Raw genomic sequence first — 13300 nt, forward strand, 5'->3', positions numbered from 1 at the left:
GAGGGGGTGGGGTATCGCCGTCAGGGGCATGTGCTAGGCCGCCGATGTGAGCTACGGCGTGCCGCGTGGAAGAATGCAGGGCATGCAATCCCTTCCTGCGCTGCTGGACCAGCGGGTCCGCGATGTCACCGGCGTCGACCCCGAGATGCGGCCGGCCACCAAGCCCCAGTTCGGGCACTTCCAGTCGAACGTGGCGCTGCGCCTGGCCAAGCAGGAGGGACGCCCGCCCCGCGAGGTGGCCGCTGACATCGTCGCCCGCCTGGACGTGGCGGACCTGTGCGAGCCGCTCGAGATCGCCGGGCCCGGGTTCATCAACTTCCGCATCCGCGCTGACGTCCTCGCGCGCGCCGTCAGCTCGCTGCTGGAGGACCCCAACGACGGGGTGAACCGCGCCTCGCACCCGCAGCGCGTGGTCATCGACTACTCGGCGCCCAACGTCGCCAAGCAGATGCACGTCGGACACCTGCGCACCACCATCATCGGCGACTGCTTCAACCGGGTGCTGACCGCGCTCGGCCACACCGTCGTCCCGCAGAACCACATCGGTGACTGGGGCACCCAGTTCGGCATGCTCATCGAGCAGGTCCTCGACGAGGGCCTCGACGCCGGCTCCATCACGCTGGCCGAGGCCGACGCGCTGTACAAGCGCGCCGCCGCCCGGTTCCGCTCCGACGAGGAGTTCGCCACCCGCGCCCGCGCCCGGGTGAGCGTGTTCCAGGGCGGTGACGAGGAGTCGCTGCGGATCTGGCAGCAGCTCGTCGACATCTCAAAGCCCGCGTTCAACGAGGCCTACGAGCGCCTCCACGTGCTGCTCACCGACGACGACCTCGCCGGCGAGTCCACCTACAACGACGACCTGCCCGTGCTGGTCTCCGAGCTCGAGTCCTCCGGTGTGGCCGTGGTGGACGACGGCGCGCTGTGCGTGTTCGTCGACGGTTTCGAGGCGCCGCTGATCGTGCGCAAGTCCGACGGCGGCTACGGCTACGCCACCACGGACCTGGCCGCCATCCGTCGCCGCGTGGGCGAGCTGAACGCAGACCGCATCATCTACGTCACCGACGCCCGCCAGGCCGGGCACTTCGCCCAGACGTTCGCCGCCGCCCGCAAGGCGGGCTTCCTGCCCGACGACGTCACCGCCCAGCACGTCGGCTACGGCATGGTGCTCGGCAACGACGGCAAGCCGTTCAAGACGCGCGACGGTTCCGCCGCCACCCTGACGTCACTCCTGGACGCCGCCGAGGAGGTGGCCTCCCCGCCCATCGCGCTGGCCGCCATCAAGTACGCCGACCTCTCCTCCGGACTCCAGAAGGACTACGTCTTCGACGTCGACCGCATGGTCCAGACCACCGGCAACACCGGCCCCTACCTGCAGTACGCGCACGCCCGCATCTGCCAGATCATGCGCAAGGCCGAGGCCGAGCAGATCGGCTACGGCGCCGTCGTCGTCCTCGACGAGCCCGCTGAGCAGCAGCTCGCCCTGCTGCTGAGCCGCTTCGGCGAGATCGTCGACGAGGTGGCCACCAGCCTGCAGCCCCACAAGCTGTGCGGGTACCTGTACGACCTCGCCGGTGCCCTCGCGACCTTCTACGAGCAGTGCCCGGTCCTCAAGTCCGAGGGTGACGTGCGTTCGTCCCGCCTCGCGCTGTGTGCCGCCACCCGCCAGGTGCTGGCAACGGGTCTGGGGTTGCTTGGGATCGAGGCGCTCGAGCGGATGTGACGTCGGGTGCGTTTCGGCGGCGTGCGGCTGGGCTTTCGGTGCCCCGTCGGCGACAGCGGACTCCGTCAATGCTTAACGCCCGGCCTGTCCTTTCCCGCCTGTCCAGTACGACGGGCGGGAACGGATAAGCCGGGCGTTAACCGTCGGCTCGGTCAGACGGGCTTCTTCTTGGCCTTCGACGGTGCGGCCTCGAGGTCCTCGGCGTGGATCGGGTCCGGGTGCGCCAGGGCGTCGCGGGCGGCCAGGGCGGCGCCGATGATGCCGGCGCGGTTGCGCATGGTGGCCGGGACGATGGGCGTGCGCAGTTCGAGCAGCGGCAGGAACTCGTCGCTGTCCTTAGAAACTCCGCCGCCGACGACGAACAGGTCGGGGGAGAACAACATCTCGACGTGACTGTAGTAGCGCTGCAGGCGCTTGGCCCACTTGGGGTAGGAGAGACCCTCCTTCTCCTTGATCGACGACGCGGCGCGCTTCTCCGCGTCGTGGCCGTCGATCTCCAGGTGGCCGAGCTCGGCGTTGGGGATGAGCGTGCCGCGGTAGATCATGGCCGAGCCGATGCCGGTGCCCAGCGTGGTGAGGATCACCAGGCCCGGGTGGCCCTTGGCCGCGCCGAAGTTGACCTCGGCCAGGCCCGCGCCGTCGGCGTCGTTGACGATGGTGACATGGCGGCCCAGAGCGTCGGCGAAGAACTTCTCCGCCTCCAGCCCGGTCCACGACTTGTGGAGGTTGGCGATGAACGGCACCCTGCCGTGGACGACCGGCGCCGGGATGGTGAGGCCGACCGGGGCGTCGCCGATGGTGTCGGAGAAGTTCTCGATGATCTCGCCGATGACTGCGGCGACGTTCTTGGGCGTCGACTTCTCAGGGGTAGCGATGCGGAGACGGTCTGCGGCGAAGTCTCCCTTCTCCAGGTCCACCGGGGCGCCCTTGATCCCCGATCCTCCGACGTCGATGCCAAGAATGATGCTCATGGTGGCCAAGCGTAGCGGCACGGGTGCCTATTCCGTGCACTGGTTCCATGGGCGGTGTGAACGTGGGAGAGCGCTCTATCGACGCTGGGGTGGGTCGCTGCAACCGAGGACTCCAACACCCAAGCTCTCGGTTGCACCTTCGGTGGGCCCGCGTGTCGGTGTAACCGAGGGCTCCAACAGCCAAGCTCTCGGTTGCACGGTTCTGGTCAGATGGTGACGGAGCCGTCCTCGGCGACGACGAAGCTCGGGTTGTGCACGAAGTCCCAGCGGAAACCATCGGGATCCGCGACGCAGGCGCTGGTCCCGCCCCATTCCTGCGTCCGGGGCTCCGAGACCGACGTCGCGCCCGCGGCCAGGGCGCGCTCGTAGTGGCGGCGCACCTCCTCGGCGCTGGTTGTGTTGTGCCCGAGTGAGACCGGTGGCGCCTTCGGCCCATGCCCGACGTCGCCGTACTCGCTCGGCATGCTGGCCACGTTCCACAGCGCCAGCATCTGCCCGTGCGACGACTGCACGAACGCGATCTCGCCCGGTACGTGGTTCAACGGTCGGAAGCCCAACCCCTCGACGTAGAACCGGCGCGACGCCTCGACGTCACGTACGCCGAGGGTGATGGCCGTGACCAGAGGGGAGCGTGGAATCGTCATCCGACGAGATTACGCCGCACGAGGTCGAGGCGGGTGCCGGACCGTTGGCCCCAGACCATGAACCGCCGCAGGTTGCAGCACATGAACCGCCGCTGGCGGCGCCACATGAACCGCCGCAGGTCTCAGCCTCGAGAGCGTCGTAGGTTACAGCCCAGGAAGCGTCGCAGCCACAAGCCGCATCAGAGTCCAGGGCCCACCACGGAGCAGTGCCCTGATATCCGAGCACTCGATGGACTTGAACGGACGGTAATCGATTGCATCCGCGGGACAGTGCGACACCAGCAGGGACCCCGTGAGTAGCCGCCGCGTGCGGCTGTGGACAATGACGGACAGGATCCGCGAACTACCAGAGTCTGGGTATGGAAGACATCTTTGGAAACTCGCCCCTCGTGGTGCGGAGCAACTACCCCGACGAGTACAAGACCCACATCGACTGGCACCTTCGAAAGGGCGAGCTGGTCAGGATGCTCCCCGGTGTCCACCGCCGCAAGGTGGTCGAGGAGACCTTCGAGGTCAGAGCGCTGGCTGTCTCGCAGTGGCGGCCGGATGCCATTCTGCTGGGAGGTGCAGCTGCCAGGCTCGCGTGGTGGCCGGAGCTGCGAGTCGAAAAGATCGTCGCCGCCTGCAAGAACCCCCGACGAGTTGCGCCTTGGCTGGAGGTGCAGAGGAGGTCGATCGATCCTGAGCTGTTCGTGGAGAAGGATGGCATCCGGGTGGCAGGAGTGGAGCTCTCCATCCTGGAGATGTCGATCACGGACCATGGGGTCGCGATGGCGGAGGGGCTTCGCAGAGGAGTGACCACGGTGGCGGCGCTCCGGGAGGTCAACGACTCGCTACCCAAGAACGTCCGTGGGAACGCCGCCCGACAACGGGTGCTCGAAGCATGCCGGGAACAGCCGTGGTCCGCGCTCGAGATCGATGCACACCGGCGGCTGCGGGAGGCGAATGTCACCGGGTGGAAGGCGAACCACAGGGTCATCATCGATGGCAAGACCTACTTCATCGATGCTGCATTCGTGGCGGAGAAGATCGCGATCGAGTTCGACGGTGAAGAGTTCCACGGTCCAGGGCAGCGCGAAACCGACCTCCAGCGCCAGAACGACCTGGTCCGCGCGGGGTGGACGATCTTCAGGTTCACCGACGCAACGGTGACCGACATGGTTGAAACCATCGCTCCGGTGCTTCGTGATCGCCGTGCGAACTGGAAGCGACGCCCGGTGCCCCCTGAGATCCTGGCGGCTGCTCCGGTGGCCAGCCACGACGACCCGGAGCGGGACGACGGCGAGTGGCATGTCGCCTGAGACGTCGGTGTCTAGTTGCGAGCACCCTGCTGCTGTCGCACTGTCCACCTGATGTAAGCGATTACTGCCCCATCAAGTCCAACGAGTGCTCGGAAATCAGAGCACTGTGCACGGGGCGACTGGCCGGTCAGGCTGGCGGAGGCGGTGGTGGGGCCCAACCGGTGGGAGTTTCGGGAGCAGGCGGGCCGGTCGGGGTGTCCGGGGCCTTGGGCGGGACGAATCCAGACAGATAGCTCGGCTCGCCCGGCGTCTCGCGGGCGATGCGGGCACGCTCGATCTGGTCGTCGAAGAAGTCACGGGCCACCTCCTCGTCCAGGTGGTAGACCTCGAGGCTCACGGGGCCGTCGGTGGTGTGGATGGAAGCGGTCGCGAGGCGGAGGCGACGCTGCAGCGGGCCCTGCGTGATGCCGATCGACTGCATCCGACGGTGAGGCACCAGGCTGATGGTGTGGTCCAACCAGCCGTGGTGCGCCACGAGCGTGTGCTCGTCCACGCCCCACTGGTGGCGCTTGAACCCGAGAGGAGTCAGCCAGCGGGCGCGCGCCGGTTGTCCGGTGAGGGGGATAGAGGCCAGGTTGATGCCGGGCCAGAACGCGCCCAGAACTCTCACCACGTCCTCCCAACGCCCGTACGGGAGGACGACGTCACTGCGTTCGCCGCCGTCGTCGGCAATGCCGAACCCCAGGACGGTCACCCGCACCCGGTAGAGGCCTGTCAGGCGTTGCAGGTAGTCCTGGTGGATGGCGACGGCCTGGATGCGGTCGCTCTTCAGGCTCTTGGAGATCTTCGTGAACAGGCCACGCCGGATGTGCAGGCCGTCGGGGACCTGCGTCAGCGTGAAGTTCCAGTTGTTCACCAACTGCGACCACAGGTAGCCACCGATGCCGAACACCGCGCCGAAGACGGCTGCGATGCTGAAACCCTCGCCCAGCGTGAGAATCAGCACCAGGAACGCGATGCCACCGATCAGCCACGGCATGAACGACGACACCAGCACCCCCAGCAGCAGCGTGCCGGGGCGCATGTTGATGACCTGTTCGAGGACCGGGGCCGGGGCAGCCGGTGCGACGGTGGGCGGTAGTCCCGGTGTGAAGTCCGGGCCGTGCGCGTTCCCGGCAGGAGGCTGGCCGGGGGCGGCGGGATGTGGGTCGCCCGGGAGCGGGGCTGTGCCCGTGGCGGGCGCAGCTGGCGGGCCAGTTGGCGTTGGGTCTGCCCGCAGCGCCGGGACTTCGACGTCGGTGTGCCGCGCGAGACTGCGCATCCGGGTGAGGAGTTCGTCGCGCAGGGACTCGGCGCGCTCCCGCCCCAGGTACTCGATCTTCTTCCCGCCCGCGCCCCCGACATCGATCTGCACGCTCGCCAGGCCCAGAATTCGTGCCGCGAGGGAACGCTGGATGTCAACGGCCTGGATCTTCGCATAGCTGATCCGGCTGGACTCACGCGAGAGGAAGTTGCGCTCGATCCTGAACTCGTCGTCGTCAGCCACGAACGTCGTGGTGCGCCACTCGATGACACCCCAGATCCCGGAGACCACGACGACCAGCAGGGCGATTCCGATGAAGATCCAGATGCCCGGACCGAAGTCACGGATGGCGCCGATGCCGTTCTCGATCACGTCACGTCCGATGACGAACACCAGACCGAAGAGCGCGATCCAACTCTTCGCGATCCCCGTGAACGGGTGCGGATGCTCCACAGCCTTCCCGAGCGACGGCGGGGCCGGGACCTGCGGCGGCGGCCAGTTCCCGGGCTGCTGGGGTGGCGGCCAGGCTGCGGGGTCCGGGGTGGTTTCGACACGGTCGCTGGGCGACCTGCTCAACCGTCGGTGGGGGTCGTCGGTCGGGGCCGGGGTGGTTTCGACACGGTCGCTGGGCGACCTGCTCAACCGGCGGTGGAGGTCGTCGGGGGTGGTCGGGTCTTGGGTGGTCGGGTCCGGGGTGGTTTCGACACGGTCGTCGGGCGACCTGTTCAACCGACGGTCGTTGGGGTCGTCGGCGCTGCTCAACCGACGGTCGTTGGGGTCGTCGGGGGTGTCCTGGCTCATCAGATGCCGGCCTGGAGGAGCTCCCCGCGCTCCATCAGCCGGTCACGCAGGGAGGCGGCGTCCTCGCGGCTCAGGCCGGGGATGGTGATGGTGCCGCTGGTGGAGGAGGTCACGAGTTCGACGCTGGCGAGGTCGAAGGAACGCTCGATGGGGCCGGACTGGACGTTGACCAACTGCATCCGGCCGTAGGGGACGCCGGTGAGGGTGCGCCAGGCAAGGCCGTGGGTGATGTAGACGTCCGTCTCGGTCTCGGCGTAACCCCACCGTCGGGCCGCGCGCGGCTGGCGCAGGATCCGCCACAGCCAGATCACCAACAAGGCACCCAGCGCGATCCACCAAGCGGGACCGGGCACCCACAACGCCAACGGCACGACGGCGATCGCGATCAGGATGGGCCAGGTGATGAAGATCATCAGCATCTTCAGTTTCAGGTAATTCGGCGAGAGCGCCCGCCACTCGACGCCCGGTGGGCGGAACAGCGGATCAGTTTCGACCATCACACGAACTTATCGTACTTCCGGGCCTTCTTGATTCCGGGGCCGAGCACCTTGACGTCGCCGAGGATGGTGGAGCCCTCGATCCGGATGACGACGCCGTTGTCGGCGGGGATGGTGCCCTCGCACTTGTAGTCACCCAGGACGTTGGTCATGTTGCTGACCACCTTCACGCCGGCGGGGATCCGGATCCGGATCTCGCCCAGCACGGCCGTCGCCTTGATGGTGATCTCGCGCTGCGTGAAGACGGCGTCGACGAGGTCCACCCGCACGTCGCCCAGCACGGAGACCAGCTCGCTGTAAGCGGGCATGACGAGGCCCTTGTCGGGGTGGTAGTTGGAGAGGATCGCGCGGCCACCGGTGAAGGTATCGGCGCTCGCGGGAGCGCCGACGGGCGGGGTGGGGACGGGGGAGGCGGGCTGGTCGTAGGCGGCGAGCCCCATCGGGGTGGGAGCCGCCGCGGGGGCGGTCTGGGCGCCGCCCGGGATGAGGTCGAGCGTGAGGTCGTCGAGTTCCCCGAAGGTCTTGGCGTTGTAGGCGTTGCTGATGCGCTCGTCGTGCTCCTCGAACGTCAGCCGACCGTCCGCGTAGGCGTTGTTCAGTACGCGGGCCACGAGTTCCCGGTCCTCGTCGGCGCAGCGCAGGTGCGAGATGGTCTTGGCGTTCACCCCACGAGTGTAGGCCGCAGACCCCCGTGCGGGACCGGCTCGGGGCCGGACTTCAGGGGCGGCTCAGGGTTGCGCCGGACGCGTCGCCTGCGCCAGCAGTTCGACCACGTGGACGTAGGGCTGTCCCGTCGCACGGGTCATTCCGATCTCGCACGTCCGGTTGGCCGACGCGTAGGCCGCGTAGCTGCGTCGGCCCACCTCCTCGGCCTCCGCCGCCGTCGCCGAGGCGGTCAGCTCGGGGTGCAGGAGCCCGCGGTCACCGGCGAAGCCGCAGCAACCCCAGGCGGTGGGGACCGTGACGTCGTCGCTGATGAACTTGGCGATGGCACGCAGGTGCCCGTCCAGCCCGAGCTGGGTGGTGGAGCAGGTGGGGTGCAGCACGATCGAGTCGATCGGGGCCGTCACGCTCAGCTGCGGCAGCAGGTGGACGCGGGCGAACTCGAGGATGTCGACGACGTGGACGTCCTGGTTGCGCTCGGCCATCCTCCGCAGCCCGTCGGTGCAGCTGGACGCGTCGCACACGATGGTGGCGGGCGCCTCCTCCTTCAGGCGGGCGCGCACCTTGGCCTCCATCACGTCGAGGCCGTCGGTGAGGCCCTTCGACTTCCATGGCGTCCCGCAGCACAACCCCTCTGCGTCCATCAGCCGCACGGGTACCCCGGCGCGCGTGCACAGCTCCTCGAACGCCCGGTAGACGCCCTGCCCCTCGGAGCCGAACATCGTCTGGATGCAGGCGGGGAAGTACGCGGCCACGGCGACGTCGCGGCCCACCTCCCTGCGGGGCGGGCGGCGTCGGATCTGCTTGCCGCCCGACGGGAGTCCCGGGTCGTAGGCGGGCACGACGTCGGCGCCCAGTGCCCGGCGGCCCAGCTTGGTGGCGATGCCGGCCAGCGGACCGGAGTGTTTCGCGGTGGTGAGGGCCTTGCCGCCCAGCTTCGTGACCGGACCCCAGGACTTCGCGGCGGCCTTCCAGGTGCGCTGCTCGCCGGGGGTGGCCTGCTCCTCGCGGAGGCGGCGCACCAGGTCCCCGGTGTTGATGCCGAGGGGGCAGCTGACACCGCACATGCCGTCGACGGCGCAGGTCTGGTTGTTGGCGTAGTCGTAGGAGTGCGCCACCGCCTCGGCCAGTTCCTCGTCGTCGGGGTTGGCGGCCAGCTCGCGACGCAGCACGATCCGCTGCCGCGGGGTGAGGGTGAGGTCCCGCGACGGGCAGGCGGGTTCGCAGTAGCCGCACTCGACGCAGGCGTCCACCTCTGGCTCCACCTTCGGCTGCAGCTTCAGGTGCTTGGTGTGGGCGTTGCGGTCGGTGGTGATGAGCACGCCGGGGTTGAGCATGTTCGTCGGGTCGAACAGGCTCTTGATCTCGCGCATGATCTCGAACAGCTCGTCGCCGTACTGGTCCTGCACGAACGGCGCCATCACGCGGCCGGTGCCGTGCTCGGCCTTCAGCGTGCCGCCCATTGCGAGGACCATGCGGACCAGGTCGCGGGTGAAGCGGCGGTAGCGACGCAGCGAGCCCGGGTCGTCGAACTGCTCGTTGAGCATGAAGTGCAGGTTGCCGTCGCGCGCGTGGCCGAAGATCACCGAGGCTTCGTAGCCGTGCTTGGTGAACAATGCCGTCAGCTTGCGGCACGTCTCGGCCAGCCGCTCCACGGGAACGGCGATGTCCTCGAGCAGCGCCGCGGAACCCTCCGGCCGGTTGCCCGCGACGGTGGTGTAGAGGCCCTTGCGGATCTTCCACAGCGCCGCCCGGGTGGGGGCCTCACCGCTGAGCGCGACGGGCTGGGTGAGCGGCAGTCCGGCGAGCAGGTCGATGGTGGCGGCGATCCGCTCGGCCAGTGCGTCGACCGACTCGTCCTGCAGCTCCAGCAGCAGCGCAGTGTGGTCCACCACCTCCAGTGCCCGCAGCTCCGGGGTGGCCTCCGGCAGTCCCTGCGCCACCCGCAGTGCGGTGGCGTCCATCAGCTCGATGGCGTCGAAACCTGCTGCGACAAGGGCGGGGAGGGACTCCGTCGCCGCCTCCAGGCTCGGGAAGATCGCAAGGCCGGTGGCGCCGTGCTGCTTCAGCGGCAGCGTCCGGAACGTGGCCGAGGCGACGAACGCGAGCGTGCCCTCGCTGCCGATCAGCAGGTGGCGCGCGATGTCGACGGGGCGGTGGAAGTCCAGCAGCGCGTTGACGCCGTAGCCCATGGTGTTCTTGATGGCGAACTGCCGGCGCACCTCCGCCTCGGTCTCCGGGTTGCTGCGGATGCGACGACGCAGCATCAGCAGGCCGTTGACCAGGGCGGGCTCGTGCAGGCGCAGCACGATGTCCGCGTCCGGGTCCGAGGTGTCCACGACGCGGCCGCTGGGCAGCACGAACACCATGGACTCGAGCGTGGCGTAGGTGTTGTCGCGGGTGCCGCACAACATGCCTGAGGAGTTGTTGGCGACGACGCCGCCGACGGTGGCCGCGATCTCGCTGGCCGGGTCCGGCCCCAGCTTGCGGCCGTGCCGCGCCAGCACCGCGTTGACGTGGCGCAGCGTCGCGCCCGGGCCGACGCGGACGCGGGCGCCGTCGTCGAGCACCTCGATGCCGCGGAACTCCTTGCGGGTGTCCACCAGCAGGTCGTCGGTGAGGCCCTGCCCGGACAGGCTGGTGCCGCCGGAGCGGAACGTGATGTGGCGACGGTTGTGGCGGGCCTCCGCGAACAGCAGCGCCACGTCGTTGGCCGACGACGGCGTCGCGATCTCGGCGGGAACCAGGAGGAAGTGGGAGGCGTCGTGCGCCTGTGCGCGTCTCATCAGCGGACTACGTGTCCGGACCAGACCTCGCAACTTGGCATTCACTGGGTACAGGATAGCCGCACCCAAACGTGGAGGCGTGGTGAATCGCGCTGTCGGGCTGGGTTCCGCTAAGCTGTCGGCGACGCCATCGCGGGCGTAGCTCAATGGTAGAGCGCCAGCTTCCCAAGCTGGACACGCGGGTTCGATTCCCGTCGCCCGCTCCAAGACCTCCGGATGGAGGACCCACGAAGGGCCCTCCATCCGTCACTAATCGCTCAGGCGAACCGCACGATGCTGTTCATCACCCACTTCTCGACCACTTCGTAGCTCCAGCCGGCACCGGTGCGCTCTGCCGCCACCACCCGGGCCGACACGTAGTTGCGGCAACCGTTGCGGCCCGTGGCTGCCGTGTCGCACTCGGTGCGCCACTTGCGGCCATCGGCAGCAGTCCACTCGCCGGAGGTTCCCAAGGGGTTCTCCCGCCAGGCGCTGCGCGGGAGCTCGGGCAGGTAGGTGAGGTTGTTGAACGCCCAGCCGGTCACCCCGACGAACCTGCCGCCCTGTGACTGCACCTGGGTGGCCCAGATGTAGGTCCAGCACCGGGTGGTCTGCGAGTACGGCTCGCAGGCGGTCATCCAGTCGCGTCCGTTGACCCGGTGGAACCCGGGAGTGGAGTAGACGTCACCGGGCGCCGGGGCGGTTGTCGGTGAGGTGGTGGGCAGTGGCTCGGCGGTCACGGTCACGGTGACCGTCGGGGTGGGGGTGGGCTCCTCGGTCTCCGGGGGGTCCGTCGGTTCGGTGTTCGGGTCAGGTTCCGGCAGGGAGCCATGGGTGAGGGTCAGGTGTGGGGCCGAGTGGATCGTCGTCATGGGCCCCTCTTCCTCCACCAGCTTGTCAACCACCTCGATGTCGTAGTGGTTGCGGGCGATCTCGAAGTAGCTCATCGAGTGGGCGATCACCCCATCGGCGCGCAGGTAGTCGATGGTGCGGACGTTGGCCAGCTTCGACTTGTCCGCACCCTCGTAGAAGGGGAACGTGTCCACGTCGTCCACCCAGCCGGCCAGCACCTCGACGGCGTCTCCCTGGGTGACGCCGGCCGAGTTCTCGACGCTGAACAGGTCCCAGCCGTTCTGCGCTGCGATCTCAGCGGTCAACAGGTTCGGGAACAGCGAGAAGTGCGAGTACCAGATCCCGTAGTCGCCCACACCGTTGTTGCGGGTCACCTCATGGGTCAGGTATCCCTCGGGCGAGATCTGGAGTTCCACCAACTCCTCCGACCTGGTGAGGGCCGATTGGAGCGAGTCCTCGTCGGCGAGGTAGGAGCTGATGGCGGCCGATGCGGCAACCCCCCAGCTGGCCCAGTTGTTGTCACCGCCGGTGATGGACTCGGCAACCTCCAACGCCTGGCCGCCGATCATGGCGGCGAACCGCTGCTCGGCGGCCTCGGGCCAAACGGCGGATTCCCTGAGGAGCTCGGCTGCGAAGACCATCGCGGGGAAGTGATAGCTGAAGGCCAGTGCCGAGTCCTCGCTGGTGCGCAGGCAGCCGACGCCGCTCCAGTCGTCCAGGAAGGCCGCGGCCTTGGTGCCGTAGGACTCCTCGCCGGTGATCCGGTAGGCCAGCGCCAGCCGGTAGGCCGCGTTGGCGTCGTTCTGCAGGCCGTCGCGGGCGGCGCGGTGGGCGTCGGGATCGTTGTAGAACCAGGGCACGAAGAACGTCTCGGGTGCTGCGGGGGTGCGCAAGAGATCTGCTTCCAGGTCCTGCTGCAGCAGCTCGAAGGCCGCGGCCTGCGGCTGCACCCCGGCCTGGACGCGCGCGGTGACCTCGTTGACGCGGGCGTCGCTGTTGAGTACTGGCCCGCGTGCGTCACCGATTCCTTCCGCGGAGGGAACGACGCAGTCGGCCGGCAGCGGGATGCTGTCATCCGCCGCCACGAGTCCGTCGACCGTGACCTCGTCGAACGCGACGCTGCTGTCCCGGTGGGCCACCAGAGACACTCCGCCGCCGCGGAACTCCGAGTCCGAGGCCTCCAAGGTGGTTCCCGCGACTGAGGCGACCAGCGCCTCACCCGAGGCGGAGAACGTCAAGGTGACTGGCTCGGTGGCGGGCCTCGCGGCCGTGGCGATTCGCCCCAGGTACTCGACGTTCCTGCCGTCGAGGGCCTTGATGATGGCGAGTTCGCCGTTGCGTCGGACCAGTGCGGTGTACCCGGACAGCGCGTAGTCGTCCGTCAGGCCCTCGCGGTGCAGGTGCACGCCGCCCCAACTCGAGTCGGCGGCCTGTCCCGCGAGGGTGAAGGTGGTGGTCACGGAGCCGTCGCCGTCGAGCCGCCAGCCCTTGAGCGCCAGTGAGTAGCCGCGCTCGGCAGGCTGGGCATCGGCCACGGCCGCACCGTCGGAAGCGGACCAATTGCCCGCGACCGGGTACCAGTCGGCTGTGAGTGTGTCGAAGGAGTCGCTGAGTTGCCGGCCGTCGGCCCGGGCTCCCAGCGGTAGCAGTCCGATTGCCAGGACTGCGGCGAGTACCGCGAGCAGGCTTCGCCGCCGGCCGGTTGTGCTTGAGGACAAGGAGATCACCTCGTTGTGTGGATGGTTGTTCGGAAGTGTCGGTGCGGCTCGCCCGTTCGGGGGAGCGGGCAGCGTGCAACCTTGCGTAACCGCACCAACGAGAACGATCATGTCACAGGCTGCACCAG

General features: G+C 68.6%; 9 protein-coding genes and 1 tRNA gene. 3 read left to right on the forward strand and 7 right to left on the reverse strand.

Features of this window, described 5'->3' with window-relative positions; genetic code table 11:
* Nucleotides 1-82 precede the first annotated feature (82 nt).
* Nucleotides 83-1717 (forward strand): arginine--tRNA ligase, encoded by a 1635-nt coding sequence (gene argS / locus ACYU7G_RS06490; RefSeq protein WP_461105990.1) that lies wholly within the window; start codon nt 83-85, stop codon nt 1715-1717.
* Nucleotides 1718-1869: 152 nt separating this feature from the next.
* Here the strand turns inward: argS and ppgK are convergent, their stop codons facing one another.
* Nucleotides 1870-2688, reverse strand: a complete 819-nt coding sequence (gene ppgK / locus ACYU7G_RS06495) for a polyphosphate--glucose phosphotransferase (protein WP_461105992.1) — start codon at nt 2686-2688, stop codon at nt 1870-1872.
* Nucleotides 2689-2894: 206 nt separating this feature from the next.
* Complete coding sequence (locus ACYU7G_RS06500) at nt 2895-3332, reverse strand: VOC family protein (protein WP_461105994.1); 438 nt, start codon at nt 3330-3332, stop codon at nt 2895-2897.
* A gap of 359 nt (nt 3333-3691) precedes the next feature.
* On the opposite strand from ACYU7G_RS06500, the gene ACYU7G_RS06505 reads away from it, so the two are divergent.
* On the forward strand, nt 3692-4633 hold the full coding sequence (locus ACYU7G_RS06505; RefSeq protein ID WP_461105996.1) for an endonuclease domain-containing protein: 942 nt from the start codon (nt 3692-3694) through the stop codon (nt 4631-4633).
* Between the two features lie 127 nt (nt 4634-4760).
* On the opposite strand, the gene ACYU7G_RS06510 is transcribed toward ACYU7G_RS06505, so the two are convergent.
* From ACYU7G_RS06510 to ACYU7G_RS06525, 4 genes are all read right to left on the reverse strand, one after another.
* Entirely contained in the window at nt 4761-6677 is a 1917-nt protein-coding gene (locus ACYU7G_RS06510) for a PH domain-containing protein (RefSeq protein ID WP_461105998.1), read from the reverse strand.
* Nucleotides 6677-7174 carry a PH domain-containing protein gene (locus ACYU7G_RS06515; protein ID WP_461106000.1) on the reverse strand — a complete coding sequence of 166 codons (498 nt, stop codon included), beginning with the start codon at nt 7172-7174 and terminating at the stop codon, nt 6677-6679. Before ACYU7G_RS06515 ends, ACYU7G_RS06510 begins: the two co-directional genes overlap by 1 nt.
* On the reverse strand, nt 7174-7839 hold the full coding sequence (locus ACYU7G_RS06520; RefSeq protein WP_461106002.1) for a DUF1707 SHOCT-like domain-containing protein: 666 nt from the start codon (nt 7837-7839) through the stop codon (nt 7174-7176). Before ACYU7G_RS06520 ends, ACYU7G_RS06515 begins: the two co-directional genes overlap by 1 nt.
* A gap of 63 nt (nt 7840-7902) precedes the next feature.
* Nucleotides 7903-10623, reverse strand: coding sequence for an FAD-binding and (Fe-S)-binding domain-containing protein (locus ACYU7G_RS06525; RefSeq protein WP_461106004.1), 2721 nt, complete (start codon nt 10621-10623; stop codon nt 7903-7905).
* A 132-nt stretch (nt 10624-10755) separates the two neighbouring features.
* Here ACYU7G_RS06525 and ACYU7G_RS06530 point away from each other — a divergent pair.
* Nucleotides 10756-10829, forward strand: a tRNA-Gly gene (locus tag ACYU7G_RS06530).
* Between the two features lie 51 nt (nt 10830-10880).
* Here the strand turns inward: ACYU7G_RS06530 and ACYU7G_RS06535 are convergent.
* Complete coding sequence (locus ACYU7G_RS06535) at nt 10881-13172, reverse strand: alginate lyase family protein (protein WP_461106006.1); 2292 nt, start codon at nt 13170-13172, stop codon at nt 10881-10883.
* Nucleotides 13173-13300: the final 128 nt, after the last annotated feature.

Source organism: Tessaracoccus terricola, assembly GCF_054776555.1.

Excerpts from the sequence above, each read along its gene's own strand:
- ACYU7G_RS06510 (WP_461105998.1), bottom strand. The coding sequence starts at position 6,677 with ATGAGCCAGGACACCCCCGACGACCCCAACGACCGTCGGTTGAGCAGC.
- ppgK (WP_461105992.1), bottom strand. The coding sequence starts at position 2,688 with ATGAGCATCATTCTTGGCATCGACGTCGGAGGATCGGGGATCAAGGGC.
- ACYU7G_RS06505 (WP_461105996.1), top strand. The coding sequence starts at position 3,692 with ATGGAAGACATCTTTGGAAACTCGCCCCTCGTGGTGCGGAGCAACTAC.
- ACYU7G_RS06515 (WP_461106000.1), bottom strand. The coding sequence starts at position 7,174 with ATGGTCGAAACTGATCCGCTGTTCCGCCCACCGGGCGTCGAGTGGCGG.
- ACYU7G_RS06500 (WP_461105994.1), bottom strand. The coding sequence starts at position 3,332 with ATGACGATTCCACGCTCCCCTCTGGTCACGGCCATCACCCTCGGCGTA.
- argS (WP_461105990.1), top strand. The coding sequence starts at position 83 with ATGCAATCCCTTCCTGCGCTGCTGGACCAGCGGGTCCGCGATGTCACC.
- ACYU7G_RS06525 (WP_461106004.1), bottom strand. The coding sequence starts at position 10,623 with ATGAGACGCGCACAGGCGCACGACGCCTCCCACTTCCTCCTGGTTCCC.